28 protein-coding genes and 1 pseudogene are annotated in these 25,599 nt (G+C 60.0%); 8 read left to right on the top strand and 21 right to left on the bottom strand.

The genetic code is table 11. The features are described from left to right. Positions 1-271: 271 nt before the first annotated feature. The 8 genes and pseudogenes from G9Q84_RS22765 to G9Q84_RS22730 form a co-directional block, all read right to left on the bottom strand. Positions 272-1,123: a transporter substrate-binding domain-containing protein gene (locus G9Q84_RS22765; RefSeq protein WP_181644134.1), complete on the bottom strand. Its 852-nt coding sequence runs from the start codon at positions 1,121-1,123 to the stop codon at positions 272-274. Then, a complete protein-coding gene (locus G9Q84_RS22760) occupies positions 1,120-1,896 on the bottom strand; it encodes an amino acid ABC transporter ATP-binding protein (RefSeq protein WP_099602124.1) in 777 nt (258 codons plus the stop codon). The genes G9Q84_RS22765 and G9Q84_RS22760 overlap by 4 nt, the downstream gene beginning before the upstream one ends. Beyond that, entirely contained in the window at positions 1,893-2,552 is a 660-nt protein-coding gene (locus G9Q84_RS22755) for an amino acid ABC transporter permease (protein WP_181644133.1), read from the bottom strand. The genes G9Q84_RS22760 and G9Q84_RS22755 overlap by 4 nt, the downstream gene beginning before the upstream one ends. Further along, positions 2,533-3,198 (bottom strand): amino acid ABC transporter permease, encoded by a 666-nt coding sequence (locus G9Q84_RS22750; protein ID WP_003187615.1) that lies wholly within the window; start codon positions 3,196-3,198, stop codon positions 2,533-2,535. The genes G9Q84_RS22755 and G9Q84_RS22750 overlap by 20 nt, the downstream gene beginning before the upstream one ends. Positions 3,199-3,710: 512 nt before the next feature. Next, complete coding sequence (locus G9Q84_RS22745) at positions 3,711-4,493, bottom strand: MetQ/NlpA family ABC transporter substrate-binding protein (protein ID WP_095186308.1); 783 nt, start codon at positions 4,491-4,493, stop codon at positions 3,711-3,713. Positions 4,494-4,620: 127 nt separating this feature from the next. After that, complete coding sequence (locus G9Q84_RS22740) at positions 4,621-5,547, bottom strand: sigma 54-interacting transcriptional regulator (RefSeq protein WP_032884899.1); 927 nt, start codon at positions 5,545-5,547, stop codon at positions 4,621-4,623. Between the two features lie 48 nt (positions 5,548-5,595). Then, entirely contained in the window at positions 5,596-6,177 is a 582-nt protein-coding gene (locus G9Q84_RS22735) for an alpha/beta hydrolase (protein ID WP_032884898.1), read from the bottom strand. A gap of 242 nt (positions 6,178-6,419) precedes the next feature. Beyond that, positions 6,420-6,668, bottom strand: a pseudogene (locus G9Q84_RS22730) (hypothetical protein). 404 nt (positions 6,669-7,072) lie between these two features. Here G9Q84_RS22730 and G9Q84_RS22725 point away from each other — a divergent pair. Together G9Q84_RS22725 and G9Q84_RS22720 are read left to right on the top strand one after the other, a co-directional pair. After that, positions 7,073-7,921 carry an EamA family transporter gene (locus G9Q84_RS22725; protein WP_032884895.1) on the top strand — a complete coding sequence of 283 codons (849 nt, stop codon included), beginning with the start codon at positions 7,073-7,075 and terminating at the stop codon, positions 7,919-7,921. Continuing rightward, complete coding sequence (locus tag G9Q84_RS22720) at positions 7,921-8,868, top strand: LysR substrate-binding domain-containing protein (RefSeq protein WP_181644132.1); 948 nt, start codon at positions 7,921-7,923, stop codon at positions 8,866-8,868. The genes G9Q84_RS22725 and G9Q84_RS22720 overlap by 1 nt, the downstream gene beginning before the upstream one ends. An 84-nt stretch (positions 8,869-8,952) precedes the next feature. Here G9Q84_RS22720 and G9Q84_RS22715 read toward each other — a convergent pair whose 3' ends face one another. The 4 genes from G9Q84_RS22715 to G9Q84_RS22700 form a co-directional block, all read right to left on the bottom strand. Continuing rightward, positions 8,953-9,354, bottom strand: coding sequence for an ExbD/TolR family protein (locus G9Q84_RS22715; protein ID WP_181644131.1), 402 nt, complete (start codon positions 9,352-9,354; stop codon positions 8,953-8,955). A 1-nt stretch (position 9,355) separates the two neighbouring features. After that, positions 9,356-10,078, bottom strand: coding sequence for a MotA/TolQ/ExbB proton channel family protein (locus tag G9Q84_RS22710; protein ID WP_099602154.1), 723 nt, complete (start codon positions 10,076-10,078; stop codon positions 9,356-9,358). A gap of 51 nt (positions 10,079-10,129) precedes the next feature. Further along, entirely contained in the window at positions 10,130-10,936 is an 807-nt protein-coding gene (locus tag G9Q84_RS22705) for an energy transducer TonB (protein WP_181644130.1), read from the bottom strand. 222 nt (positions 10,937-11,158) lie between these two features. After that, positions 11,159-12,025, bottom strand: coding sequence for a LysR family transcriptional regulator (locus G9Q84_RS22700; protein ID WP_032884891.1), 867 nt, complete (start codon positions 12,023-12,025; stop codon positions 11,159-11,161). 102 nt (positions 12,026-12,127) lie between these two features. On the opposite strand from G9Q84_RS22700, the gene G9Q84_RS22695 reads away from it, so the two are divergent. Next, entirely contained in the window at positions 12,128-13,297 is a 1,170-nt protein-coding gene (locus tag G9Q84_RS22695) for a CynX/NimT family MFS transporter (RefSeq protein WP_095186310.1), read from the top strand. A gap of 97 nt (positions 13,298-13,394) precedes the next feature. Next, positions 13,395-14,330 (top strand): LysR family transcriptional regulator, encoded by a 936-nt coding sequence (locus G9Q84_RS22690; RefSeq protein WP_081797602.1) that lies wholly within the window; start codon positions 13,395-13,397, stop codon positions 14,328-14,330. On the opposite strand, the gene G9Q84_RS22685 is transcribed toward G9Q84_RS22690, so the two are convergent. Continuing rightward, positions 14,221-15,315 (bottom strand): fatty acid desaturase, encoded by a 1,095-nt coding sequence (locus tag G9Q84_RS22685; protein WP_181644129.1) that lies wholly within the window; start codon positions 15,313-15,315, stop codon positions 14,221-14,223. The genes G9Q84_RS22690 and G9Q84_RS22685 overlap by 110 nt on opposite strands. A 101-nt stretch (positions 15,316-15,416) precedes the next feature. On the opposite strand from G9Q84_RS22685, the gene G9Q84_RS22680 reads away from it, so the two are divergent. Then, complete coding sequence (locus G9Q84_RS22680) at positions 15,417-16,421, top strand: AraC family transcriptional regulator (RefSeq protein ID WP_122764492.1); 1,005 nt, start codon at positions 15,417-15,419, stop codon at positions 16,419-16,421. A 126-nt stretch (positions 16,422-16,547) separates the two neighbouring features. Here the strand turns inward: G9Q84_RS22680 and G9Q84_RS22675 are convergent, their stop codons facing one another. Beyond that, positions 16,548-16,913: a response regulator gene (locus G9Q84_RS22675; RefSeq protein WP_032884886.1), complete on the bottom strand. Its 366-nt coding sequence runs from the start codon at positions 16,911-16,913 to the stop codon at positions 16,548-16,550. 100 nt (positions 16,914-17,013) lie between these two features. On the opposite strand from G9Q84_RS22675, the gene G9Q84_RS22670 reads away from it, so the two are divergent. Continuing rightward, positions 17,014-17,487 carry a GlcG/HbpS family heme-binding protein gene (locus G9Q84_RS22670; protein WP_032884884.1) on the top strand — a complete coding sequence of 158 codons (474 nt, stop codon included), beginning with the start codon at positions 17,014-17,016 and terminating at the stop codon, positions 17,485-17,487. Between the two features lie 22 nt (positions 17,488-17,509). Continuing rightward, positions 17,510-17,920, top strand: coding sequence for a hydroxyisourate hydrolase (uraH, locus tag G9Q84_RS22665; protein WP_032884882.1), 411 nt, complete (start codon positions 17,510-17,512; stop codon positions 17,918-17,920). Between the two features lies 1 nt (position 17,921). On the opposite strand, the gene G9Q84_RS22660 is transcribed toward uraH, so the two are convergent. Beyond that, positions 17,922-18,608, bottom strand: coding sequence for a Crp/Fnr family transcriptional regulator (locus tag G9Q84_RS22660; protein WP_181644128.1), 687 nt, complete (start codon positions 18,606-18,608; stop codon positions 17,922-17,924). An 83-nt stretch (positions 18,609-18,691) separates the two neighbouring features. Here G9Q84_RS22660 and G9Q84_RS22655 point away from each other — a divergent pair, with 83 nt between their 5' ends. Further along, a complete protein-coding gene (locus tag G9Q84_RS22655; RefSeq protein WP_122756748.1) occupies positions 18,692-19,219 on the top strand; it encodes an Mpo1 family 2-hydroxy fatty acid dioxygenase in 528 nt (175 codons plus the stop codon). Between the two features lie 125 nt (positions 19,220-19,344). On the opposite strand, the gene G9Q84_RS22650 is transcribed toward G9Q84_RS22655, so the two are convergent. From G9Q84_RS22650 to dibA, 6 genes are all read right to left on the bottom strand, one after another. Further along, the gene (locus tag G9Q84_RS22650) at positions 19,345-20,325 is read right to left on the bottom strand and encodes a sulfate/molybdate ABC transporter ATP-binding protein (RefSeq protein ID WP_032884878.1); all 981 of its coding nucleotides are present in this window, start codon (positions 20,323-20,325) and stop codon (positions 19,345-19,347) included. A gap of 3 nt (positions 20,326-20,328) precedes the next feature. Beyond that, positions 20,329-21,201, bottom strand: a complete 873-nt coding sequence (gene cysW, locus G9Q84_RS22645) for a sulfate ABC transporter permease subunit CysW (RefSeq protein WP_032884876.1) — start codon at positions 21,199-21,201, stop codon at positions 20,329-20,331. Between the two features lie 13 nt (positions 21,202-21,214). Then, a complete protein-coding gene (gene cysT / locus G9Q84_RS22640; protein WP_027607868.1) occupies positions 21,215-22,033 on the bottom strand; it encodes a sulfate ABC transporter permease subunit CysT in 819 nt (272 codons plus the stop codon). Between the two features lie 76 nt (positions 22,034-22,109). Then, on the bottom strand, positions 22,110-23,120 hold the full coding sequence (locus G9Q84_RS22635; protein WP_027607869.1) for a sulfate ABC transporter substrate-binding protein: 1,011 nt from the start codon (positions 23,118-23,120) through the stop codon (positions 22,110-22,112). 65 nt (positions 23,121-23,185) lie between these two features. Then, positions 23,186-23,368, bottom strand: coding sequence for a sulfur starvation response protein OscA (gene oscA / locus G9Q84_RS22630; RefSeq protein WP_003170956.1), 183 nt, complete (start codon positions 23,366-23,368; stop codon positions 23,186-23,188). Between the two features lie 300 nt (positions 23,369-23,668). Further along, entirely contained in the window at positions 23,669-25,582 is a 1,914-nt protein-coding gene (gene dibA / locus G9Q84_RS22625; RefSeq protein WP_181644127.1) for a phosphodiesterase DibA, read from the bottom strand. Positions 25,583-25,599: the final 17 nt, after the last annotated feature.

Raw genomic sequence — 25,599 nt, 5'->3', positions numbered from 1 at the left:
TCCTTGTGCGCGATGCGATGTGCCAGTGTGTATGCGACTGTGAGCTTAGATCAGGGTTCCTTATCTGCATGGGGAAGGCGTATTGAGGGGGGGTCATCGGCCTCATCGGGGCATAGGTATCTACACAACGTTGGCTCAACGCTGAACGTCCGGCAGATAGGGCTGTTGTGGCGAGCGGGCTTGTCCCATTCGCCACAGGGAGATTTGTCAGGGGCTGAAAGTTGTGTAGATACCCCATGCTCCCGATAGCGGCATAACAGTCAGCGCAGAACTAGCCCTGCCACTTCCCGCCTTCAACAATCACACTCTCAGGCTGGGTGTCATCGCTCAGTTCTTTGCGCACATATTGGTCATACAGCTTGAGCAGGAATTTCTCCTCACCCAACTTCGCCAACTCGGCATTCACCCAGTCACGCAGTTCGACGTTGCCCTTCTTCACGGCAGGCGCGATGGGCGCTTCGTCGCCGAGTTTCTCTTCCAGCACGCGGTAGCCGGGGTTCTGCTTGGCCCAGCTGAACAGCACTAGGTTGTCCTGGGCATAGGCATCGCCACGGCCAGCCGACAACGCTTGCAGCGACTCGGAGTTTTTCTCGAACTTGAGCAGTTTCCAATCCGGGTGGTTCTTGGTCAGCCAGATGTCAGCAGTGGTGCCGGTGGTGACGATAGTGGTGCGGGTGGCCAGATCGTCCAAGCTTTTGACCGAGCTGTTGTTCGGCACCAGGGCCTGTACCGCGACTTTCAGGTTGGGGTTGGTGAAATCCACGGCGTCCTTGCGTTCCGGGGTCACGGTCATGTTGGCGAGGATCAGGTCGACCTTATCGCTTTGCAGGAACGGAATGCGGCTCGCCGGCTCGACGGCGACGAATTCGACTTTGTTTTCATCGCCCAACAGGTCTTTGGCGAATCGACGGCCAATGTCGGTATCGAAGCCGACGTAGCGGCCAGCTTCATCCACGAAACCAAACGGTGGTTTGTCAGTGAAGACACCAACGATCAGCTTGTCGCGCGCCTTGATCTTGTCGAGGTAGCTCACGGCGGCAGCAGGTTTGGCGGGCTCTTCGGCCTTCTTATCGCAGCCGGCCAGTAAGGCGACGGCCAACAGTGGCAGCAGTAACTTTTTCATAGCAACTCCAGTTCCTTGGTTTTCTTGGGCAGTGTTGACACAAAGGAGAACTTCTCCAGGAACTGCTGCGCGCGTGCGGTTTGCGGGTTCGTAAAGAATTCTTCGGGGGTGTTGTGTTCGAGGATGCGACCGGCCTCCATAAACACGACGCGGTCGGCGACGGCGCGGGCGAAGGCCATTTCATGGGTGACGATGAGCAGGGTCATGCCATCGCGGGCCAGGCCCTGGATCACCTCCAGCACTTCCTTGACCATCTCGGGGTCGAGGGCGGCGGTGACTTCGTCGAACAGCATGACTTGAGGGTTCATGCACAGCGAACGGACGATGGCGATGCGTTGCTGCTGGCCGCCGGAAAGCTGGCGCGGGAAGGCATCGCGCTTGTCAGCCAGGCCCACGCGTTCCAGCAGTTTCTCGGCCTGCTCGCGGGCCTCGCGGGGGTCGCGTTTTTGCACTTTGAGCGGGCCGAGCAGGATGTTGTCGAGCACACTCATGTGCGGGAACAGGTGGTAGCTCTGGAACACCATGCCGATGTCCTGGCGTACCTGGCGCCAGTCGGTATTTTTTTCCAGCAACTCCTTGCCGGCAAACCGCAGGCTGCCGCTGTGGGCCACTTCCAACCCGTTAAGGCAACGCAACAAGGTGCTTTTGCCGCAGCCGCTGGGGCCGAGGATCACCACCACTTCGCCGCTTTGCACACTCAGGTCGATGCCCTTGAGCACCTGCTGGTCGCCGAAGAATTTGTTGAAACCCTGGAACTCGATCAATGCGCTCATGCTTGGGCCCAGCGCCGTTCCAGCACCTTGGAGGCGGCCGACAACGGGTAGCAGATAAAGAAGAAAAACAGGAACAGCACGCCGTAGATCAGAACCGACTCATAGGTGCGCTCGATGATTTGCTGGCCCACCTTGATCACATCCACCACGCCGATCAGCACCGCCAGGGAGCTGGTCTTGATGATGCGCGTGTAGACGTTGATGGTCGGCGGGGTCATACGCTTGAGGGCCTGAGGCAGCAACACGTAGCCGTATAACTGCGGGTCGGACAAGCCAATCGACAGGCCGGCTTCGCGCTGGCCACGGGGCAGCGAATGCAACGCGCCGCGTACCACCTCGCCCACTTCGCTGGCGCCCCACAACGACAGCACGAGCACCGCGCACCAGAAGCTCGGGATGCTCAGGCCAAAGAAGATCGGCAGGCCAAAGAACAGCAGGTACAACCACACCAGCACCGGAATCGCCCGGAACAGCTCCAGGTAACCCCGTAGCACCGCGTTGATCAGCCTGTTGTTCAAGGTGCGCAGCACGCCATACAACACGCCGCCGCCCGTACTGAAGGCGATGCTCAAAAACGAAATCGACAGGGTTTGCGCAGCGCCCTTACCCAATTGCGGCAACGACACCCACAACAACTCAAGACCCGAACTGGCCATGCTGGAGCCTCCTTTCCAAGCGGCTGAGCAGCAGCGATAGCGGCAAGAACAACAGCACGCAAATCAGCGTCAGCACGGCGAGCATTTCGTAGGTCTTGTAGTAGAGGGCGATGTAGCTCTTGGTGGTGTAGAGAATCTCCGGCACCGCCACGGCAGAGACCACGGTGGTCTCCTTGAGCAAGAAGATGAAGTTGGCGAACAACGCCGGCAGGCTGAGGATGCCCGCTTGAGGCAGGATCACGTGCCGTAGCAGTTGCCAGTCCGACAGGCCAATGGACTTGCCCGACTCGATCTGCGCCAGCGGCACCGCTTCCACACCGGCGCGCAGCACTTCGGTGAGGTAGGCGCCGCCCAGGAAAGTCATGGTGATGATCGCCGCCCAGAACCCGGAGATATTGAACCCCAGGGCCGGCAAGGCGAAGTACACGAAGAACAGCTGGATCAGCAGCGGCGTGTTACGCGCCAGCTCCACGTACAGCGCCACCAGGCGCGACAGGTAGGGCGTGCGAAACACCAGCAGCGCGGCGTTGATCAGCGCCACCAGCAGCGAGGTGGCAATGGCGATCAAGCCTACTTGCAGTGTCACCCCAACGGCTTTTAGAAACGCCGGCAGGGTGCTGAGGATAAATGCGAAATCGAAGGTCATCTTGAGTCCATATCGCCGCATGGGTAATGCCGCGAGCGCAGTCCGTTCCGGCGTGGGTAACGCCGGGTAGCGCGAACTCTAAAGGTATAAAAAGCAAAATTTAAATACCTAAATAGCATATTGATATCACCCAAAAAGATAACCCCCGGATTCGCGGGTTGGACAGGTGGCAGCTATGGTTGGGGGGTCTGTTTTTCGAGGGAATGAACCATGAACAAAGCGAAACCGATTGATCCGCAGGAGCTGGTGAAGTGGTTGGTGGCGTTGCGCAGGGCGATTAACAGCCGAGCTCTCTAAAACCACGAAAAATCCAAAGTAAGATGAAGATCAAGTGTGGGAGGGGGCTTGCTCCCGATAGCGGTGGTTCAGTCAGTACATCTTTGACTGACACACCCCTATCGGGAGCAAGCCCCCTCCCACATGTCGATTGCATTCCAAATTCCAGGCATAAAAAAACGCCGACGCTCTACAAGCCGTCGGCGTTGAAACCTTGAAGGGGGTTTTGAGTTACATCAGAACGCCGGCACGACCGCGCCGTTGTACTTCTTCTCGATGAATGCTTTCACTTCCGGGCTGGTCAGGGCCTTGGACAGTTTCTGAATAGCGTCGCTGTCCTTGTTGTCCGGGCGAGCCACCAGGAAGTTCACGTAAGGCGAGTCGGCACTTTCGATGATCAGCGCGTCCTTGGCTGGGTTGAGGCCAGCTTCCAGGGCGTAGTTGGTGTTGATCAAATCCAGGTCAACCTGGTCCAGCACGCGTGGCAGCAGGGCCGATTCCAGCTCCTTGAACTTCAGGTTCTTCGGGTTGCTGGCGATGTCTTTCGGCGTGGCCAGGGCGTTGGTCGGGTCTTTCAGGGTGATCAGACCGTTCTTTTGCAGCAGCAACAGGGCACGGCCGCTGTTGGAACCTTCGTTCGGGATGGCAACGGTAGCGCCATCTTTGAGCTCAGAAATATTCTTGATCTTTTTCGAGTAACCGCCGAAGGGTTCAACGTGCACGCCAACCACGGTAACCAGGTTGGTGCCCTTGCCCTTGTTGAAGTTTTCCAGGTACGGCAGGGTCTGGAAGTAGTTGGCGTCCAGGCGCTTCTCGGCAACCTGCACGTTTGGCTGTACGTAGTCGGTGAAGACTTTGATTTCCAGGTCCACGCCTTGCTTTTTGAGGGCTGGCTTGACCAGTTCGAGGATCTCGGCGTGCGGCACCGGGGTCGCGGCTACGACCAGTTTCTCGTTGGCCTGGGCGAAGCCGGCAGTCAGGGCAGCCGCCAGAGCGGTAAACAACAGAACCTTTTTCATGCAGTGTCCTTATCGGAATTCCGGGGGCGTCGGTGACGACCGTTTTTATGTGGTGTGCCAGCGAAGTGCTATCGCGGCGTGAAACGGACAATACCTATATTTTTTATTCCCGAACAATATCTTTTATTCACGTTGATATTCCATTTTGCTCATACAGGAATTTTCGCAATGATTCCTGCTCGGCAGGACTGGCAGCGTTGAAAATCCGCTGCAGCTGCTCCACCGGTGAACCCGCCACCGGCAGGTTCAAATGTTCGGGCAAAATCTCGTCGCCGCTGCTGACCAGCAAGGCAAAGTGAATAACGTTCTCCAGCTCGCGCGTATTGCCCGGCCAGCTGTGGTGCTCCAGGACTCGCTGGGCAGCGTCGCTGATCAACGGTACCGGCAGGTCCAGGCGCTGGCTGTAGATGCCCAGGAAATATTCGGCCAACGAAAGGATATCGCCGACCCGCTCGCGCAGCGCTGGCAAGTCCAGTCGGCCTTCGCTCAAGTAATGGAACAGTCGCTCATGAAACTTGCCCGCCGCCACGGCCTGGGCCAGATCAATACTGGTGGCAGCTACCAAGCGCACATCCACCGGGCTGGGCTGATGGGCGCCGACGCGGGTAACTTCGTGGTTTTCCAGGGCAGCGAGCAATTTCACCTGGATCGGCAGCGGCAAGTCGCCGATCTCATCCAGGTACAAGGTGCCGCCATTGGCCGAACCAAACCACCCGGCCCGGCTGCTGGCCGCGCCGCTGTGGGCACCCGCCGCGTAGCCGAACAACTCGGCGTCGGCGTAGGTGGGACTGATCGCGCCGCAATTGACGGAGACAAACAGCCCGGTGCGATCACTGCCCCGGTGAATATGCCGCGCCAGCAGTTCTTTACCGCTGCCGGTCTCGCCGCGAATCAACACGGGCAAAGCACGCGGTGCGAGGCTTTCCAGCTCTTCGCGCAGTTGACGCGAACGCGGGTCGACGAACACCAGTGCCTTGGCACGAATGCTCAGCGGGCTCTTTTCGGCGTCGGGGAAGGTCAGCAACGGCTGGCCGAAGGTTTCATGCAGACTCATGGCAGGCTCCCGCCCCAAATCCACTCAGGGACGGGGCGTTGAAAAAATTTATGCGCTACGCCGGGCGTGGTGCTCAAGGCGGCTTTGCAGGCGATAGAGGTAGGCGAAACCCTGCTCCCAACGCTGGTGGCCGGACTTCACATTGATATGGCCGGCGCCGGACAGGATGCCGGCTTCGGCGCCCCAATTGCGCGCCAGTTCCAGCGCACGCGGGGCGCTGACGGCACTGTCGTTGTCGGAGCTGACCACCTGACTGGGAAAAGGCAGCAAGTCGGTCGGGATCGGCGCGAAGTTGCGCAGGGCTGGAGAGCAAGCCGGACGTTCGACATCAGCCGGCGCCACCAGCAAGGCACCGCGCACCTGCCGCAAGTACTGCAACGGCGCAGCGGCGGCCCAATGGGCCACAGTGATGCAGCCAAGGCTATGGGCGATCAGGATTACCGGCGTGCTGTCGGCAGCGATGGCTTCAGCCAACGCAGCCACCCAGTCTTCGCGACGCGGGGTGAGCCAATCGGCCTGCTCAACGCGCGCGCTGTTGGGCAAGCTATTTTGCCAATGAGTTTGCCAATGATCTTCTGGCGATCCTTGCCAGCCCGGCACGATCAAATAACGAATCGACTCGCTGTGCATGGGTGTGCCCTCCTGCAGCGTTTAACGTTGTAGGACAGTATAGGGACGAGGGTTATATTCGTTAAGGAATAAGAAGCTATTTATTAATAACCAAAAAACCAAATGTATCTAGGCTCAAAATGTGGGAGGGGGCTTGCCCCCGATGGCGGTCCGTCAGCAACAAGTAGGTGGCTGATCCACCGCTATCGGGGGCAAGCCCCCTCCCACATTGACTCGATTTCACATTCAATTTGCAGTGGTTTTTAGATGACGTGATGGGTACGAGGCATGCAGTCGATGGTGCGATTTACCACGGTCTTGGCCATTTCCAGCAAATGCCACACCGCATGGATTTTCGCTCGGTCATGCGGTTGCAGGTGGTCACAACAGTCCCATACGGTGGCTTAGGCGCTGTGAATCAGATGGGCGATATAGAGTTGGGCGTCCTCGAAACTGAGGTTGTCGTTGGCGACGAGACAGTCAACGGGTGGATCGGGAAGTGCCTTGGTCATGGTGCAACTCCTATTGAACACCGGAGCTACCACTAGCGCTGCTAAACGATAGGTGGCAGCTGTACGCGGGTTAGCAGACTGGCCAATAGGAACACCAGCGCACCCGGGGGTGCCCCACGCACAGCCACCATAAATGGAGATGTGAACCGTGTGCCTATTGAAATCAGGCTGCTAAACCCGATCACTGGAAACCAGCGACGGGCCGAAGACTAGCCATCCATTCCAACAGCCGCAAGGCGGCGGGGATTGTCTCGGAAACGTCCTGCAATTTAAAGGGACATGACTTGCTGGCCCTTTAAAAACCATGACGGTTCTTAATGGCAGCACTGACGAGCTTTCGCTTCTGACCATGGCACATGACTGCGTTAAATAGCCGCCTTCATTTCCTCCCCCGCCCGAGCCCCATGGACAACTCCAACATCGCGATCACCCTAGTTTTGATATCTGCCCTCATGCACGCCACTTGGAACGCAGTCGTCCGGGCCGGGAGCAGTCGCTTGATGACCTTGGCCATGGTCGACGGTACGGCGTTGCTGATCTGCCTGGCGGCGCTGCCGCTGGTGAATGCGCCAAGCCTGCAGGTGTGGGGCTACGTGCTGGTTTCCGTAGTGCTCAACACCGCCTATCGATTGTTCCTGATCAAAGCGTATGAAACCGGTGATTTCGGCCAGGTCTACCCGGTGATGCGTGGAGTGCCACCGGTTCTGGTCGCACTGTTTTCTTACGTCCTGCTGAATGAGCATCTGTCGTTCCACGCATTGGGCGGGGTGTTGCTGATTTGTGTAGGCATCATCAGCCTGACATTCGTGCGAAGGATGACCGCGCGCATGTTCAAACCAATCTTGATGGCCGTATGTGCTGGTGCGTTTATCGCGTCATACACGGTGGTGGATGCCAAAGGGGTAAGAGCCAGTGAGACGGTGCTGCAATACATCCTCTATCTGACGGTATTCCAGAGCATTCCGATTCCGGCGCTAGCGTTTTTCAAGAAGCGTTTGGCATTCGCCGAGGCCATTCGCAACCATTGGAAAGTCGGCGTTATGGGCGGCGTTCTTTACCTCACTTCCTACGGATTGGTGCTGTTTGCGCTGTCCCTGGACGCGGTGGCCAAGGTCTCAGCGTTGCGGGAAACCAGTGTTATTATCGGCGCCATTATTGCCGCGCTGTTTTTTCACGAGCGGTTCGGCTGGCGGCGGATGCTTTCGGCGTTCGTCATTGTTTGCGGGATCATCCTGATCAAAGTGAGCACCTGATGGGCCAACGTCCGCCACCTACTCCCATGCTGCAAGCCTTCGTCAGCGCTGCGCAAACGGGGAGTTTTGCGCGCGCCGCCTCCCAGTTGAACCTGACCGCCAGTGCGATAAGCCATCAGATTGCAGGGCTGGAGGAGTGGTGGGGCGTGCAGTTGTTCGAGCGCCACTCTCGGGGCGTCAATCTCACCGCTGCGGGACAGGCTTTGTTGCCGGTGGCTGACGGTTTTTTCAACGCGCTTGAGGCGGTGTTGCACACACTTAACCCGAGCAAGTCCCAGCCGCTTTACCTCTCGTGCACGTCTTCTCTGTGTTCCAGCTGGCTGATTCCCAGGATGCATGGTTTTCACTCCGACGCTTCATTGAATCTCGACCTGGTATTGACCAGTGCGGATATGAACAGCACCCATCTCGGCGCCCATCAATTCGATGTTGCGATTGTGATGGGATACGGCAACTACCCGGATCATCATGCCGAGCTACTTATGCGCGATGCCGTGTTCCCGGTTTGCTCGCCGGCATTTCAACAAGCGAACGGCGATATTCCGCTGACAGATATTGCGCGATACCCGCTCATTCACCGCGTGGACGATCAAGTGTGCCCGGGGTGGGAAAGCTGGTTTGCATTTCAGGGCTTGGCGGCTGCGCCTTATCACCATGGGCCGCGCTTTCCGGACTCAAGCCTGGCAATCAGCCTGGCGGTGAAGGGGGGCGGGATTGCGCTGGCCAGAACAGCGTTGGTGTATGACCAGTTGGAAGAAGGTGCATTAGTCACGCTAGGCGGCCCGGTGATGATGTCGCCGGCCGCGTACTACGTTATTTGTCGGAATGGGCGGCAGTCGGAACCTGATATCGCCAGGTTGATTAACTGGCTAAAAGAGAGCGTTAGAACGTTTCAGCGAGAAGTTGAAATCCGGTATCCACAAATCGCTGGGGTTGGCGCACTTTGAACGTGTGGTATTGCTGAAACCCAGGCAAAAAAAAGGCCGCACCCTGCCAAGGAGACGGCCAAAAAATTGTCGAAGCTTTTGAAGCTAACGTGCAGTAATCACCGACAGTTTGGTAATCCCCGCGCGCTCGATAGACGCCATGGCTCGCGCCACTTCGCCGTAGTTCACTCCGTCATCCGCCTGCAGTTGCACCCGCACATCGGCGTCCTTGGCCTTGGCCGCCTGCAGGTTGAATTCCAGCAGGTCCGGCTGGATTTCGTCCTTGTTGATAAACAGTTTGCCGGCGCCGTCGATGCTCACCACCAGCGGGTCTTTCTGCTCCACCGGCGCCACGGCCTCGGTCTTGGGCAGGTTGATCGGGATCGCGTTGGTCAACAGCGGCGCGGTGACGATAAACACCACCAGCAGCACCAGCATCACGTCTACCAGCGGCGTGACGTTGATCTCGCTCAGCACTTCATCGCTGTCTTGCGTGGAAAAGGCCATTTCAGGACGCCTCCTTCACTTTTTGCGGGTTGCCGGCAGCGCTTTTGTTGAGCGCCGGGTGCAGCAGCACACGGAAGGAATTTTTCTGCGCCAGGCTATAGAAGTCGTGGGCGAAGTCATCCAGGTCGGCGGCAGTCAGCTTGAGGCGACGCAGGAAGTAGTTGTAAACCAGCACCGCAGGTACGGCGACGGCGATCCCCACGCCTGTTGCAACCAGTGCGGCACCGATGGGGCCGGCCACGGTTTCCAGGCTGGCGGAACCGGCGGCGCTGATGCCCTTGAGCGCTTCCATAATCCCCCACACGGTGCCGAACAGGCCGATAAACGGCGAGGTGCTGCCGATACTGGCGACCACGGCCAAACCGGTCTCCAGAGAGCGACGCTCACGTACGATCTGCTGACGCAGGGCGCGTTCGAGGCGGTCCTGATGGTTGATTGCCTGGCTCAAGTCGGCAGCGTGAGGCGCATCGCCAACCTGGATCGCGGCATAACCGGCCTGGGCCACGCGGGCAGCGGCACCCGGTTGGGTCTCTGCCAATTCAGCGGCTGAATCAAGACTCGACGCCGCCCAGAACTGTTTGTGGAACTTGCGATCCTGGGCCTTGAGGCGACCGAACTGCACGCCCTTGAGCAAGGCCAAGCCCCAGGTGGCGACCGAAAAGACCACCAGCAGCCAGATCACCGCGCTTTCGATGGATTCAAGTGGAGATGCTAATGCCATGATGTTTTCCCTCTGTACAAGTCGCGGCGTGTGCAACACACCGAAGCGCAATAGTTAGTGAATCTTGAAGTCGATCGGAACGCTGACCCAGCCGTCCTGAGCCACATCGCCCTGCTTGGCCGGCACGAAGCTCCAACGCTTTACGGCGGTCAGTGCGGCGTCGTCGAGTTGCTGGCGACCGCTGCTTTTCTGGATCTGGATCTCACCCGGCTTGCCGCTGGCCAACACATGAACCCGCAACAACACCGTGCCTTCCCAGCCCCGGCGCTGGGCCAGTGACGGGTATTCAGGTGCCGGGTTCTTCAGGTACGCGGCGTTGGCAGAAGCCGGAGTAACCGGGGCGGGCGCAGGCGCGGCGACCGGCGCTGGCGCAGGTGGCGCAGGGACCGGTGGCGCCGGCGGTTGCTCTACCGGTTTGGCGACCGGTTTGGGCACGGGTTTTGGCACCGGCTTGGGTTTCGGAATCTTTTTCGGCGCCGGCTTGGCAGCCAACTCATCCACCACAGGGGGCGGTGGCTCGACCACAGGCGGCGGTGGTGGTGGCGCAGGCGGTGGAGGTTCAACCACTGGCGGCGCTGGCTGGGAAAACTCGATGGTCATCGGTGGGATTTCCGGCGGCACAATCGGCAGCACTGGCGTCGCCTTCTGGCTCACCCAATAGATCACCGCACCGTGCAGGGCCAGCACCAGCAGCCCCAGGATTATCCCTTCGTGGCGGCTAGAAAAACGCTTTGGAGTCTTCTGCGTTCGCAGTTGCCCCAACGGCGCGCGGTGCGGCCGGCCAAGGTCGACCAACTCACCACCAGGTGCCTGACGCCATAGCGCCTCGTGTGCACTGGCGGCGGTCTGGACATTGCCCATTGATTCACTCCCTACGGTCTTAAAACAAAAACCGACAGGCCTGCGTGGAAGGCCGTCGAGGGCTGAATCATCGGGGCCAGACGCTTATCTCTTAAAGTAATCTTTGAAGTTATACATAGATCTAAATTGAATAAACAAAGCCGGCACGAACGCCCAAGCCAGAGCCTGCAAGGCCTGGCGCTGAGGTGTGTTTTTTCAATGCTTTTCAGGCATAAAAAATATTCAGTAAAGGCATGGTTCGACGGGGCTGTTTGCGCACAAATCCAACAGTTCAGCCTGCAAGCATTGCCCCGCCGCGCTCAGGCCAGGACGCGCATATAACGCCAGGCGCACGCCTTGCACCGCCGGTAAACCGCTGTCCGGCCCCAACTCCACATGCCCAGGCTGCACCACCCGGCGCGGTAACAGACTCACGCCCAACCCCGCCGCCACAGCCGAACACACACTGGCCAGGCTGGCGCTGGAATAGCCGATGCGCCAGCGCCAGCCGCTGACTTCCAGGTGGTGCAGCATTTCGTTGCGGTACAACCCGCCCACCGGAAAGGCCACCAACGGCAAGGGGTCGCGGCCCAACGACGGCATGCTGCGGCTATCGACCCAACACAGCGGCTCGGGCCACGAGGCCAGACAGTCATCGCTGTCGCCCATCTGCTTGACCAACAACACATCGAACTCGCCGCTGCGGAATTGGCGCTGCAACTCGGGACCGAGACCGCTGGTGACCTCCAGGCGCACCCGTGGATACGCCAACACAAACGCCGAGAGCAGCGGCATCAGGCGCTCTGCGGCAAAGTCTTCCGGTACCCCCAGGCGCAGCACGCCGTCACTCTGCTGGTTGATCAGCACATCGGCGGCTTCTTCATGCAGCGCAAGGATGCGCCGCGCATAGGCCAGCAAGCGCTCACCTTCAGCCGTGGCGACCACGCGGCGTTGGTCGCGGTCCAGCAACTGGCACGCCACCGCGTCTTCGAGGCGCCGAATCTGCTGGCTGACGGTGGATTGGGTCAAATGCAGGCGCTCGGCGGCGCGGGTGAAGTTGCTGCAGTCCACCACGGCGACAAAGCTTCTGAGCAACACGGGATCGAACATCATCATTCCCTTTGCCACTGGTTGGCATGGTTATATTTAATTTCAGAATACCTGTGGCGATGGCCATACTCACGCCTCATTTACCCACTGCATGGACGCTGCATGACCCTCAACAAATCCCTCGCCGGCTGGGGCCTGCTCGTAGTGCTGGGCCTCAACCTTCGGCCGATCCTCAGTTCTATCAGTCCGCTGCTCGGTGAAATCCGCTTGGCCACCGGCCTCAGCTTCCAGAGCAGTGCCCTGCTTACCAGCTTGCCGGTGGTGTGCATGGGGCTGGTGGCGTTGGTGGGCGTGCGCGTGGAAGCGCAACTGGGCGAACGGCGCGGTATCGCCCTGGGTTTAATGATGATTCTGCTGGCGTGCCTGGCGCGCTGGGTGATGGGCCAAGCGTCGGCGCTGCTGGTCACGGCGTTGCTCGGCGGTGCCGGTGTGGCGCTGATCCAGGCGTTGGTGCCCGCGATGATCAAGCGTGAGTTCCATCATCGCGTGCCGGTGGCGATGGGCGTCTATTCGGCCTCGCTGATGGCCGGTGGTGGCTTGGCGGCGCTGCTCAGTCCGTTGGTGGCCACGCATTTCGAGGACTGGCAGGCAGGATTGGGCGTGTGGCTGTTGCCAGCGCTGGGCGCCTTGTTGCTGTGGGCCTGGCTGCCGCTGGGCGCAGCAAAAAATCCCCAGGTGGTGCCCGCATTCAAGGGCCTGCGCAATCGTCGCGCCTGGCTGCTGGCGGTGTATTTCGGGCTGGTGAACTGTGGCTACATGAGCCTGGTGGCGTGGCTGCCGGCCTACTATCAGCAATTGGGCTGGGGCGTGCTGCCCAGCGGTTCGCTGCTGGCGTTCATGACCATCTTCCAAGTGATTGCCGCGCTGCTGATGCCAGTGCTCGCGCAACGCGGTATCGACCGTCGCCCCCTGCTCGGGATCAGCCTGCTGGCACAAACGGTGGGTTACCTCGGTCTGCTGCTGGCGCCGCTGCAATTTCCTCATCTGTGGGTGGCGTTGTGCGGCTTCGGTCTGGGCGCGTGTTTCGCCTTGAGCCTGCTATTGACCCTCGACCACCATCGCGACCCTCGGCAAGCCGGGCAACTGGCGGCCTTCGTACAAGGCGTAGGCTTCCTGATCAACGCGATCTCGCCGTGGATGACCGGCTGGCTGCGCGAGATCACCGGCAACTTCACCAGCGCCTGGGTGGTATTGACGGTGACTGCAGTGGCGATGCTGATGGTGACGCGGGTGTTCAGCCCGACGAGTTACCGCACGGCACCCGCTCTATAGATATGCCTTTAAGATCTAATTAAACCAATAAAGCTTCGTTGACGGCATAAGCAATGCCCTTAAAATCCCGGTTCTCTTAAAGGATGCCGGGCACACCATGGACCTTCGCCAACTGCGCTATTTCATCGCGCTGAATGAGTACCGCAGTTTTGTGCGCGGCGCCGAAGCCATGGGCATCACCCAGCCGGCTTTCAGCCGCAGCATCCAGGGCCTGGAGCAAGAGTTCGGCTGCGTGCTGGTGGATCGCGCCCATAAAGACCTGCGCCCGACCCCCGAAGGCCAGGTGGTGTTGCAGCATGCCTTGAGCCTGGTTCAAGGCGCCGCATTGCTCAGCCATGAAGTCACACGCATGACCAAGCTCGACGCCGGTGAAGTACGCTTTGGCAGCGATGCGGTGGCGGCGGTCAACTTGGTGCCCCAAGCGATGGCACGGTTCATCACCGCCTACCCCAAGGTACGCAGCGCGTTGCAAGTGGATAACTGGGAAAGACTCGGGCGCAGCCTGAGCCGTGAAGAGATCGAATTTTTTATCGCCGATGTGCGCCACTTCGAAGCCGACCCAAACTTCCAGACTCAGGCGCTCACGCCGCGGCGCAGTGTGTTTTTCTGCCGTGCCGGGCACCCGTTGCTGGCCAAGGACAGCCTGTCGACCAATGACCTGTTCGACTATCCCCTCGCCACGCCACTGATCGCACCTGGCATTCGAAAACTGTTGGCGAACCTGAGTGGGCGCATCGACTTTGCCCCCGCTATCGAGCTGGAGCAGTTTGCCGCGCTGGCCCTCATCGTGCGCGAGTCAGACACCATCGGCCTGGGCGCAGAAGAAGCCTTCGCCGCCCCCTTGGCCAGCGGCGAATTGAACGTGCTGCACTGGCGCAATGTGCCTCATGCCTTGGAAAGCCTGAACAACCGTTGCGCAGTGATCAGCCGCGCTGGGGTTCGCTTGTCGCCTGCGGCGAAGGCACTGATCGAAACGCTGCTGGCGGTGGAAAACCAAGCCGATTGGCCCGCGCAAACGTCCCAAAATCATTGAACCGCACACCCATCTCGGCCATGACCTTGTGCGCCACCTTGGCGGTCATCTGGCGGATGTAAAACGGCTCTTTCACCACAAAATGGTGAATCCCGTGAGTGCTGCCGAAGTTGAAGCAAAACGCCTGCAACGGCCACATCCACCAGGGGTTCAGTACTTGGGTTTGCTGGATCACGTTGCCCAATTCCACATCGCCGTAGTAGTGCATGTTGGAGCTGACAAAGTGCAGGCAAAAGGTGCGCAACACGTTGGGCCCGATGATCACCACGGCGGCAATATCGATCACCTGCATCATCTGCAAGGTGCCGGCGGACCATTCGATAGGCGCACCCAGCAGACTGGCGACGCCGTTGGCTGCATGGAAGCCGAGGAAGATGTACCACGCCCCCCAATGCAGCAGTGCCAGCGGTGCGTAGACCAGCAGCGAGCGTTTCAGGATCTTGAGTTTGTGGCCCCAGGTTTTGGCCCGCAGCATGCGGATAAACGCCGACATCACGTTATCGCCCACCATCAGCAACCGCGCAAAGCCCCACGGCTCGCCATTGGTGATGGCGCGCTCTTCCATATCGGTCTCGGTGCCGGAGACTTTGTGATGGTTGAGGTGCAGGTGCAGGCGAATCCACGGATTGATGGTGCTTGGCCGCGCAAGCCACACCAGGCCCATCATCAAATTGTGGGGCAGGCGCTGCTTGCGAAAGTACATGCTGTGGATCAGGTCGTGTTCCAGCTCGTGGGTCAGCGAGGCCAGGAAGGCGTTCAATAACAGGCACGCCCACCAGGCCATGTGACCGGTGATGTAGAGCGCCGCCGAGCCAATCATGCCCAGCAGCGCGAAGGCCAGGATGCCCGCGCCCAAGGCGTCTTGATGCAGCAACCACGGGTGCTGCTGGCGCAGGCGCACGCCTTCGGCGAGTACGACTTCACGGATATGTGCTGAACGCTGTTGTGCGTTCATCTGCTGGGGACTTGCAGAAGTACCGTCCATGCTCCCATCCTCTTGTTCATAGATGGTTACATCCTGCACCAGGCCTTCATGCAGGACGCTAGCCCCACACGCCAACCTGTTGACCGCAAGCGCCAATCGCCATGACAGAACCCACGTCCCTCGCCAGCTGGACCCGCGCCCTGCGCAAGCAGCTCGACGCCCTCGGCCTCGACAGCGCCGCGCTGTGCATCGAGGCTGGGCTCGACCCGCAGCAGATGGAAGATCCCAATGCGCGCTATCCGCTGTCGGCGACCACGCGCCTGTGGGAGCTGGCAGTGCAGGCCAGCGGCGATCCGGCAATTGGGTTGCGCGTGTCGCGGTTTGTCAGCCCTACCACTTTTCACGCGTTGGGATACGCGCTGGTGGCCAGCGGCAGTCTGCGGGAAGTGTTCGAACGCATCGTGCGTTATCACCAAGTGGTCAGCGATGCGCTGAAGCTGGAGCTGAGTCGGGACGGCGAACGCTACCTTTTCCGCCTGCTGCAACCCCAAGGCAGCCCCGCACCGGCACTGGAAGCCATCGATGCGTTCGCGGCGATCTATGTGCGCACCTGCCGCAATCGCCTGGGCCGTGACTACGCGCCCTTGGCCGTGCATTTGCGGCGCCCGGAACCGGCCGATCCCAAGCCTTGGCACACGGTGTTCCGCGCGCCGGTATTTTTTGGCGCCGATGAGGACTGCCTGGAATTTGCAGCCCAGGACTTCGACAGCCATCTGGACGACGCCAACCCCGAGTTGGCCGAACACAACGAAACTGTGCTCAAACGCACCCTCGCCCAGCTGCAACCGCTGACCTGGGAGCGCAAGGTGCGCGCCACGATCGAGGCACAATTGCCCGACGGCGAGCCGAGTGCCGAGCGGATTGCCCAGGCGCTGCACTTGAGTTTGCGCAGCTTGCAGCGGCACCTGGCGGATGAAGGGTGTCGGTTTGATGCGTTGCTCAACGAGTGCCGACAGAACCTGGCGTTGCAGCATCTGCGGGACCCGCAGTGCTCATTGGCAGAAATCAGCCATTTGTTGGGGTTTGCCGATACCAGCAGTTTTAACCGGGCGTTCAAGCGTTGGACGGGGGTGACGCCAGGGCAGTTTCGCGATGGGTTGCGGTAGGTGGATTCGCGCAGAGGCTGAAGGCCTCATCGGGGCAAGTCCCCTCCCACAGAGAAACGCATTTCAAATGTGGGAGGGGACTTGCCCGCGATAGCAATGGTTCAGGCACTGAACATGCCGGGGCAATCAGAGCCCGCGATCGCGCCGCAATAACTTCCTCACCCGCGCCACCAACGCCTTGGCCTCAAACGGCTTGAGCAGGTAATCATCCTCATGCAATTCCAACCCACGCAGGCGATCTTCGATGCCGCCCGGCGTGGTCAGGAACAACACCGGCGTCTTGCCCTTGTGCCGAATCGCCTGCTGCAATTTCCAGGCATTCAAGCCCGGCAGCATCACGTCGAGAATGACCAAGTCGTATTCGGTGCTTTCCACAAATCGCTGCGCCGCCATGCCATTGGCCGCGACTTCCACCGCGAAACCGGCCTCGCTTAAGCCTTGAGCCATGAGCTGCGCCAGTTGCGGCTGGTCTTCCACTAACAACACCTGCATGCCTTACCTCTGGGTTTGATTACAAACCTGTCATCAAATTGTGCGGTTTCTGACCCTGTTGACTGGCTACGGTAGCGGCCTGTTTTCCGGAGTCGTCTTTATGTCCCGCCATGCCTTGTTCTTGAGCCTCGCCGTCTGCACCGGTGCGTTCGCTGCACCGCAGCTGCCACGCCATGCCGACCTCGATTTGCACACCGCACGCCAACTGGCCGATGCCAGCCTTGCCCACTGCAGCGCCGCGCTGACGGTACTGGACCGGGGCGGCAACCTACTGCTGAGCCTGCGTGCCGACGGCGTCGGCCCGCATAACAGCCTCGCCAGCCAGCGCAAAGCGTACACCGCGCTGTCGACCAAAACCCCGACGCGGCTGTTTGCCGAGCGCGCGCGTAACAACCCCGAGGCCGCCAACCTTAACAGCTTGCCCGAGTTGCTGTTACTCGGCGGCGGCGTGCCGCTGTTTGCCGAGGCCGAACTGGTCGGCGCGCTGGGCATCGCCGGTGCCGGCGGCGCAGCCCAGGACGAGTCCTGCGCAATAAAAGCCGCCGAGCAACTGGGCCTGAAAACTTCCCTCTGATTCCCCTCCAAAGGATCTCTCGATGAAAACCCTCAGCATGACCCTCGCCGCCCTCAGCCTCAGCGGCCTGTGCAACCTGGCCCTGGCCGACGGCAACCCTCTGAGCGTGCATGTGCTCAACCTGGAAAACGGCCTGCCGAGCGCCGGTGTCAGCGTCACCCTGGAACAGCAGGTAGGCGACAAATGGCAGTCGCTGTCCGAAGGCGTCACCAACCAGCAGGGGCGCATCGCCGAACTGTTCCCCGCCAACCGCAGCATGACGCCGGGTGAGTACCGCGTGGTGTTCAAGACCGGCGACTACTACAAAAAGGCCAACCGCGAGACGTTCTTCCCTGAAGTGCCGGTGATCTTCCAGGTGAAACAGGCGGACCAGCATTACCACATCCCGTTGTTGCTCAGCCCTTACGGTTTCTCCACCTATCGCGGGTCGTAGTTCATAGACCAGCGGCCTGCTGCAAACCGCGCAGGTCCAGCACTTCAATCGCGCCGTAACTCAGGCCGATAAGGCCTTGTTGCTCCAGCGCCTTGAGCAGACTGTTGGTGGTCTGGCGCGACAGGCCCAGCATCGCGGCCAAGTCCTCCTGGGGCAGTTGCAAGGTGCGGCGCGCCTGGTCTATTTCGCCGTAGCCCTGCGCGATCATCAGCAGCCGATGGGCCAGACGCGCCGCCGCGGGCATCAGGCTCATCTGTTCGATATTGATCAACGACAGGCGCAGTTTGTGGCTCATCAACAAGGCCACATCGCGCCAATACGCCGAATGGTCTTCGAGGATGGCCAGCATCGCCGCCTGCGGCACCTGCAACAACGTGCAGGGCCCCATGGCCAGGGCATCGTGGGTGCGCGGCAGGTTATCGAACAGGCAGATTTCGCCGAACCAGTAAGGCGTTTCCACCAGGCTCAATACTGCCTCCTTGCCTTGGGCATTCACCGCGCTGATGCGCACCGCACCTTCCAGCACCGCATAAAGGCCGCAAGGCGGGTCGCCGCGCTTGAACAGGCACTGCCCCGCCGCGAGCGTGCGCAGCCGCGCCGCCGCCAGCAGACTACGCTGTAGATCTACAGGCAGATGGCTGAACCAATGGCCGCTGGCCAAGCGGGCGTGCCATTTCTCTGCGTCCATGAGAACTCCGAAGATTGTCGCCCAGCTGACAGTCAGGCGCAGGCTGACAGGGCATGATCAAACATCCTACAGGAGGAACAACAATGAAAAGCCTCGTCGACCACCTCAGTCAATACGCCGCCTACCACCGCGACCCGCGCAATATCGCCAGCCACTTTATTGGTATCCCGCTGATTGTGGTGGCAGTAGCCGTGCTGCTGTCGCGTCCCGAATGGACCGTGGGAGGCCTATGGATTTCACCGGCGGTAATCGTGGCGTTGTTTTCGGCGTGGTTTTACCTGCGCCTGGAACTGGCCCTGGGCGTGCTGATGACGGTGCTGATGGGCTTGTCGGTATGGGCCGGGCATGAGTTGGCGGCGCAGAGCACGATGGTGTGGCTCAGCAGCGGCATCGGCATGTTCGTGGTGGGTTGGGTGATTCAGTTTGTCGGGCACTACTACGAAGGCAAGAAGCCGGCGTTTGTGGATGATGTGTCGGGATTGATCGTAGGGCCGTTGTTTGTGGTGGCGGAGGTGGCGTTTTTGCTGGGGTTGCGGCAAGGCTTGAAACAACAGATTGAAGAGCGCTCGGGGCCGGTGGTTCGACGCGATCTGAAGCCGAGAGAGGTCTAATTGTGGGAGGGGGCTTGCTCCCGATGGCGGTGGGTCAGTGACATATTTATCAGCTGACCCACTGCTATCGGGAGCAAGCCCCCTCCCACATTGGCCCTATTTTCACATTAGGTAATGCGGGGTTATCAGGCTTTTTGCCAGACCTTGGGCTTGAAGAACAAGGTTTCGCCCCGCGCCAAACCGGTCAGGCTGTCGTGGTCTTTCACCACTTCGGCTTCGATCAGGTCTGTCTGGCCTTCGACCTTCAAGGTCACCCGCGTGGTCGCGCCCAATGGACGAATATCACGCACTTCGGCCGCGTGGTGATCTTCCAGTTCATGGCGCGACAGCGACACTTCGTGGGGACGGAACAGCACGTGCTTGTCTTCACCCAGATGCAGGCGGTTGGAGTCACCAAGGAAGTGATAAACAAAGTCGCTGGCCGGGTTTTCGTAGACGTCGCCCGGTGAGCCGATCTGCTCGATCACGCCCTTGTTCATCACAACGATACGGTCGGCAACTTCCATGGCCTCTTCCTGGTCGTGGGTCACGAACACCGAGGTCAAGTTGATGTCTTCGTGCAGGCGTGCCAGCCAGCGGCGCAGTTCTTTACGCACCTTGGCGTCGAGGGCGCCGAACGGTTCGTCCAGCAGCAGCACTTTCGGCTCGACCGCCAGGGCGCGGGCCAGGGCGATACGCTGGCGCTGACCACCGGAGAGTTGTTCCGGATAACGATCAGACAGCCAATCGAGTTGCACCATGTTCAGCAGCTCGTGAACCTTGGCCGCGATCTGGCTTTCGTTCGGGCGCTGGTTCTTGGGCTTCATGCGCAGGCCGAACGCGACGTTGTCGAACACGGTCATGTGGCGGAACAGCGCGTAGTGCTGGAACACAAACCCGACGTTGCGATCGCGCACGTCGTGGCCGGAGACGTCTTCACCGTGGAACACGATGCTGCCGTCATCCGGAGTTTCCAGGCCGGCGATGATGCGCAGCAGGGTGGTCTTACCGCAGCCGGATGGGCCAAGCAACGCCACCAGCTCGCCACTCTGGATATCCAGATTGATGCTGTTCAGGGCCTTGAAGGCGTTGAAGTTCTTGCTGACATTACGGACTTCGATCGACATGACTTATTCCTCACCGGCACTTTTGCGCAGGCGGTTGATACGGTTCTCGCTCCACTGCTTGAGCAGCAGGATGAAGAGCGCCAGGATCAGCAGCAGGCTGGCCACCGCAAACGCGGCAACGTGGTTGTATTCGTTGTAGAGAATCTCGACGTGCAGCGGCAAGGTGTTGGTCACGCCGCGAATGTGGCCGGACACCACCGACACCGCGCCGAACTCACCCATGGCCCGCGCGGTACACAGCACGACGCCGTAGATCAGGCCCCATTTGATGTTCGGCACAGTCACATGCCAGAACATCTGCCAGCCATTGGCGCCGAGCAGGCGTGCGGCCTCTTCTTCCTGGGTGCCCTGCTCCTGCATCAGCGGGATCAGTTCACGGGCCACGAACGGCACAGTCACGAAGATGGTCGCCAGCACAATGCCGGGCAAGGCGAACACGATCTGGATGTCATGCTCCTGCAACCACGGGCCAAACAGGCCCTGGGCGCCGAACATCAGCACGTAGACCAGGCCTGCGATCACCGGGGAGACCGAGAACGGCAGGTCGATCAGCGTCACCAAGATGCTCTTGCCACGGAACGAGTACTTGCTCACGCACCAGGCGGCGCTGACGCCGAATACCAGGTTGAGCGGCACCGAAATCAGCACGGCGATCACCGTGAGTTTCAGCGCGGACAACGCGTCCGGTTCAAGAATCGCGGTGAAAAACGCACCGAGGCCGTTCTTCAAGCCCTGGGACACCACGATAAACAGCGGTAGCAGCAAAAACAGGAAAAACACCAGCCAGCCAAGGCCGATCAGGATACGTCGCGACACCGCACTGCCACGCCGGGCAGCGTTGGCCGAGGACGCGGCGGAAATAGACGATTGGGACATGTTCCGCGCCTCCTTATGGACGTTCGATGCGCCGCTGCAACAAGTTGATCAGCAGCAGCAGGACAAAGGAAACCACCAGCATCAGCACGCCAATGGAGGTGGCGCCGCGGTAGTCGTACTGGTCAAGCTTGACCATGATCAGCAGCGGCAGGATCTCGGTTTTCATCGGCATGTTGCCGGCGATGAAGATCACCGAGCCGTACTCACCGACGCCACGGGCAAACGCCAGGGCGAAGCCGGTCAGCCAGGCGGGCAGCAGCGCGGGGACGAGGATGTAGCGGAACACCTGCAACGGCTTGGCGCCCAGGCAGGCAGCGGCTTCTTCGATTTCCCGGGGGATATCGGCGAGTACCGGCTGCACCGTGCGCACCACGAACGGCAGGGTCACGAAGGTCAGCGCCAGGGTGATGCCCAACGGGCTGTAGGCGATCTTGAAGCCCAGGTCAGCGGCGAACTGGCCCACCAGCCCGGTCGGCGTGTACAGCGCCGTCAGGGCGATACCGGCCACAGCGGTGGGCAGCGCGAACGGCAGGTCGATCATCGCATCGATAATCTTGCGGCCGGGGAAGGTGTAGCGCACCAGCACCCAGGCCAGCAGCGTGCCGATCACGCCATTGATCAGGGCGGCGTACAGCGCGGTGCTGAAGCTCAGTTTCAACGCCGCCAGCACACGGGGTGCGGAGATGATGTTCCAGAACTGATCCCAGGTGAGTTGAGCGGCGTGTACAAACATCGCCGCGAGGGGGATGAGTACGATCAGGCTGAGGTACACCACGGTGTAGCCCAGCGTCAGCCCGAAGCCGGGTATGACGGGGGAAATACGACGCGACATAAGAGTCCTTGGTTAGCGGAACTGACACACAAAACCCGCAGTTGAATGCGGGCTCCGTGGGTGTGTATTTCTCGGCTTACTGCGCCGTGTAGATCTGGTCGAACACGCCACCGTCGTTAAAGAATTTCGGTTGGGCAGTTTTCCAGCCGCCGAAGTCTTTGTCGATAGTCACCAGGTCCAGTTTCGGGAACTGCTGGGCGTATTTGGCGGCTACTTTTGCATCGCGTGGGCGGTAGAAGTTTTTCGCCGCAATCTCCTGGCCAGCCGGGCTGTACAGGTGCTTGAGGTATTCAGTGGCGATCTCGGTATTGCCCTTTTTCTCGGCGTTCTTGTCGACCACGGCCACTGGCGGCTCTGCGAGGATCGACAGGGAAGGTACAACGATGTCGAACTTGTCGGCGCCGCCGTCTTCTTTCAGGGCCAGGAAGGCTTCGTTTTCCCAGGCCAGCAACACGTCGCCCTGACCGTTGTTGACGAACGTGATGGTCGAACCGCGCGCGCCGGTGTCGAGGATCGGCACGTGCTTGAACAGTTCTTTCACGTATTCCTGGGCCTTGGCTTCGCTGCCACCGGATTTCAGGCCGTAGGCCCACGCAGCAAGGAAGTTCCAGCGCGCACCGCCGGAGGTTTTCGGGTTCGGCGTGATCACGGAAACGTCTTTCTTGATCAGGTCGCCCCAGTCTTTGATGCCTTTAGGGTTGCCCTTACGCACCAGGAACACGATGGTCGAGGTGTACGGGGTGCTCGCATCCGGCAGGCGGGTCTGCCAGTTTTCCGGCAGGGTTTTTCCCAATTTGGCGATTTCGTCGATGTCGCCAGCCAAGGCCAGGGTCACTACGTCGGCGCGCAGGCCGTCGATCACCGCCCGGCCTTGCTTGCCCGAACCACCGTGGGACTGCTGGATCTTAACGGTGTCACCAGGGTGGGACTGCTTCCAGAAGTTGGTGAACTCAGCGTTGTAATCCTGGTACAGCTCGCGAGTCGGGTCGTACGAGACGTTGAGCAACTCGTAGTCCTTGGCAACAGCGGAACCGGCAAACACGGCGCTGGCCAGTGCGGCCAGGGCATAACGGCGAATCGACGACATAGAAGCTCCTGAAATTCTGGGGTGTTGGCTTTTTCTTATAGTGACGGGTCTATCGCCGCGGTTGCTTAGCTCGGTTTGTTACCCGGGTTCTGCAGACGGAATTTTTCTTTGCGTTCGATCTGGACCACTTGGGCGTTATGCACAGTGATTTCCACCGCGCCAAACCGCAGATCGCGCAGGGCGCTCTGGATCTCACGCAAAATGGCTGCTTCGTCCTGGCCGTCGACGCTACGTAGAGATGCGCTCATGGTCTCGCTCCTTAAATGAATAGTGCCTGGCAGTGGCGGCACTGCTTGCGGCGTAGGGCGATAGTAGATAAGCGCAGATATTCTTAAAAATACTATTTAAGAATGTTTATATAACCAGAAAGAATTTTCTGATGGGACGTGGGGTTGCGAGAGGGTTTTGCGCCCGAGCGCCGAAATAACGCCTTGTGAAGTTCCAAAATGCGGGTGGGGGCTTGCCACCGGTGGTGGTGAATCAGGTACCAATGTTCGGCCTGACACACCGAAATCGGGGGCAAGCCCCCTCTCACATTGGAATGCGTTTCAAGTCTGGATGGTGGGCGCGCGGTCCCAGTCAACGTCCTGCGCCGGCACCGGCTTTCCAAACCAATACCCCTGCCCCAAATCGCAGCCCTGCTCCAACAAGAACCTCGCCTGTTCCATCTGCTCAATTCCCTCAGCGTGTACCTGCATGCCCATACTTTTCGCTAATGCGATCACCACGCGCACAATCGCCGCGTCGTCGTCATCCCATGGCACCCCGGCAACAAAGCCCTGGTCGATCTTCAGCTTCTGCACCGGCAGGCGCTTGAGGCGCAGCAGGGACGAATAGCCGGTGCCAAAGTCATCAATGGCCAGGCGCAAGCCCAACTCACGCAGGCGATGCAGTTGCTCCAGGGCTTCCTCGGGGTCGTCCATGACTGCACTCTCGGTGACTTCCAGCTCCAGGAAAGCCGGATCCAGGCCGGTGGCGTGCAGCACCTGGGCGACTTGCTCGTACAGTTCGCGACGGGCAAACAGACGGCTGGACACGTTGATCGCAATAAAACTCAGCAGCACGCCATCGGCCAGCCATTGGCACATCTGGCGGCAGGCCTGCTCCAAGACCCACGCGTCGATATCGGCGATCAAACCGGTACGTTCGGCGATGGGGATGAACTCGCCCGGAGGCACCAGGCCACGTTCCGGATGTTGCCAGCGCACCAAGGCTTCGACGCCGACCAGACGGCTGCCTTGCAGGTCGTGTACAGGCTGGTAGTAGACGCGCAACTCCTGCTGGTCGAGGGCGCGGCGCAGTTCGCTGGCGATTTCCACACGGTTCTGCGCGTGGGCGGTGAGTTCTTCGGTGTACAGGGCATAGCCCTCGCGGCCCACACTTTTGGCCTTGAACAGCGCAGAGTCGGCGTTGCGCAGCAGTTGTTCCGCGCTCAATGCATCGTTGGGAAACAGGCTGATGCCGATGCTGGCGCTGATAAACAGTTGATGACCGTCGAAGATGAACGGTTGCTTCATCACGTCCAGCATGCGCTGCGCCAATGCCGCCGCCTGCATCACCTGTGAATAACTTTCCGCCAGCACCGCGAACTCATCGCCGCCCAGTCGCGCCAGGGTCACACCGGGGCCGAACAGCGTATTGAGCCGCTCGCCCACCAGCTTGAGCAACTGGTCGCCGACGTTATGGCCAAGGCTGTCATTGATAATCTTGAAGTGGTCCAGGTCCAACAACAGCAGCGCGCAGCCGCGTTTGTGCAGTTGCGCCGAGGCCAGCGCCTGCTCGGCGCGGTCGGTGAACAATAGGCGGTTGGGCAGGTCGGTCAGTGGATCGTGATGCGCCAGGTGCGCCAACTCGTGCTCGGAATCCTTGATGGCACTGATGTCGGAAAACACCGCAACGTAATGGCTGATGTGGCCTTGGTCATCGTGAATCACACGGATGGTTTGCCACTGTGGATAAATCTCGCCGCTTTTGCGCCGGTTCCAGATTTCTCCGCTCCATTCACCGGTGCGCTCCAGGGTCTGGAACATCTGCTGGTAAAAATTCGACGAATGGCGCCCGGACTTGAACAGGCTGGGCTGCTGACCCATGACGTCTGCGCGCTGGTAGCCGGTGATCTCCATGAATGCCCGGTTTACGTGCACGATCAGGCCCCTGGTGTCAGTGACCAACACGCCTTCACGGGTGCAGTCGAAGACCGCAGCCGCCTGGCGCAACCGATCGAGGTTTTCCTTCAGGGGTTGCTGCAACTGCTGGGCCCGGGCAAAGCGCGCGCATAAGAAGTAAATGGCCAAGGCACTCAGGGCCACCCACACGTAGCCGCGCATCTGCAGCCAATACCCCAACTCCCCCCGTTCATCGAGAAAGTTGATCAATATCTGATTGCTGAGCTGGAGCCACACAATCGAAACCAGCAGGTATACCAGCCCCACACGCAGGGCACCTCGGTATGAAAACAGCATATGGCCAGTAGTCCTTA

Source organism: Pseudomonas sivasensis, assembly GCF_013778505.1.
In the GTDB taxonomy this organism is placed as follows: Bacteria; Pseudomonadota; Gammaproteobacteria; order Pseudomonadales; family Pseudomonadaceae; genus Aquipseudomonas; species Aquipseudomonas sivasensis.
This window is presented reverse-complemented; position numbering and strand designations above follow the sequence as displayed.

Excerpts from the sequence above, each read along its gene's own strand:
- G9Q84_RS22765 (WP_181644134.1), bottom strand. The coding sequence starts at position 1,123 with ATGAAAAAGTTACTGCTGCCACTGTTGGCCGTCGCCTTACTGGCCGGC.
- G9Q84_RS22760 (WP_099602124.1), bottom strand. The coding sequence starts at position 1,896 with ATGAGCGCATTGATCGAGTTCCAGGGTTTCAACAAATTCTTCGGCGAC.
- G9Q84_RS22755 (WP_181644133.1), bottom strand. The coding sequence starts at position 2,552 with ATGGCCAGTTCGGGTCTTGAGTTGTTGTGGGTGTCGTTGCCGCAATTG.
- G9Q84_RS22750 (WP_003187615.1), bottom strand. The coding sequence starts at position 3,198 with ATGACCTTCGATTTCGCATTTATCCTCAGCACCCTGCCGGCGTTTCTA.
- G9Q84_RS22745 (WP_095186308.1), bottom strand. The coding sequence starts at position 4,493 with ATGAAAAAGGTTCTGTTGTTTACCGCTCTGGCGGCTGCCCTGACTGCC.
- G9Q84_RS22740 (WP_032884899.1), bottom strand. The coding sequence starts at position 5,547 with ATGAGTCTGCATGAAACCTTCGGCCAGCCGTTGCTGACCTTCCCCGAC.
- G9Q84_RS22735 (WP_032884898.1), bottom strand. The coding sequence starts at position 6,177 with ATGCACAGCGAGTCGATTCGTTATTTGATCGTGCCGGGCTGGCAAGGA.
- G9Q84_RS22725 (WP_032884895.1), top strand. The coding sequence starts at position 7,073 with ATGGACAACTCCAACATCGCGATCACCCTAGTTTTGATATCTGCCCTC.
- G9Q84_RS22720 (WP_181644132.1), top strand. The coding sequence starts at position 7,921 with ATGGGCCAACGTCCGCCACCTACTCCCATGCTGCAAGCCTTCGTCAGC.
- G9Q84_RS22715 (WP_181644131.1), bottom strand. The coding sequence starts at position 9,354 with ATGGCCTTTTCCACGCAAGACAGCGATGAAGTGCTGAGCGAGATCAAC.
- G9Q84_RS22705 (WP_181644130.1), bottom strand. The coding sequence starts at position 10,936 with ATGGGCAATGTCCAGACCGCCGCCAGTGCACACGAGGCGCTATGGCGT.
- G9Q84_RS22700 (WP_032884891.1), bottom strand. The coding sequence starts at position 12,025 with ATGTTCGATCCCGTGTTGCTCAGAAGCTTTGTCGCCGTGGTGGACTGC.
- G9Q84_RS22695 (WP_095186310.1), top strand. The coding sequence starts at position 12,128 with ATGACCCTCAACAAATCCCTCGCCGGCTGGGGCCTGCTCGTAGTGCTG.
- G9Q84_RS22690 (WP_081797602.1), top strand. The coding sequence starts at position 13,395 with ATGGACCTTCGCCAACTGCGCTATTTCATCGCGCTGAATGAGTACCGC.
- G9Q84_RS22685 (WP_181644129.1), bottom strand. The coding sequence starts at position 15,315 with ATGGACGGTACTTCTGCAAGTCCCCAGCAGATGAACGCACAACAGCGT.
- G9Q84_RS22680 (WP_122764492.1), top strand. The coding sequence starts at position 15,417 with ATGACAGAACCCACGTCCCTCGCCAGCTGGACCCGCGCCCTGCGCAAG.
- G9Q84_RS22675 (WP_032884886.1), bottom strand. The coding sequence starts at position 16,913 with ATGCAGGTGTTGTTAGTGGAAGACCAGCCGCAACTGGCGCAGCTCATG.
- G9Q84_RS22670 (WP_032884884.1), top strand. The coding sequence starts at position 17,014 with ATGTCCCGCCATGCCTTGTTCTTGAGCCTCGCCGTCTGCACCGGTGCG.
- uraH (WP_032884882.1), top strand. The coding sequence starts at position 17,510 with ATGAAAACCCTCAGCATGACCCTCGCCGCCCTCAGCCTCAGCGGCCTG.
- G9Q84_RS22660 (WP_181644128.1), bottom strand. The coding sequence starts at position 18,608 with ATGGACGCAGAGAAATGGCACGCCCGCTTGGCCAGCGGCCATTGGTTC.
- G9Q84_RS22655 (WP_122756748.1), top strand. The coding sequence starts at position 18,692 with ATGAAAAGCCTCGTCGACCACCTCAGTCAATACGCCGCCTACCACCGC.
- G9Q84_RS22650 (WP_032884878.1), bottom strand. The coding sequence starts at position 20,325 with ATGTCGATCGAAGTCCGTAATGTCAGCAAGAACTTCAACGCCTTCAAG.
- cysW (WP_032884876.1), bottom strand. The coding sequence starts at position 21,201 with ATGTCCCAATCGTCTATTTCCGCCGCGTCCTCGGCCAACGCTGCCCGG.
- cysT (WP_027607868.1), bottom strand. The coding sequence starts at position 22,033 with ATGTCGCGTCGTATTTCCCCCGTCATACCCGGCTTCGGGCTGACGCTG.
- G9Q84_RS22635 (WP_027607869.1), bottom strand. The coding sequence starts at position 23,120 with ATGTCGTCGATTCGCCGTTATGCCCTGGCCGCACTGGCCAGCGCCGTG.
- oscA (WP_003170956.1), bottom strand. The coding sequence starts at position 23,368 with ATGAGCGCATCTCTACGTAGCGTCGACGGCCAGGACGAAGCAGCCATT.
- dibA (WP_181644127.1), bottom strand. The coding sequence starts at position 25,582 with ATGCTGTTTTCATACCGAGGTGCCCTGCGTGTGGGGCTGGTATACCTG.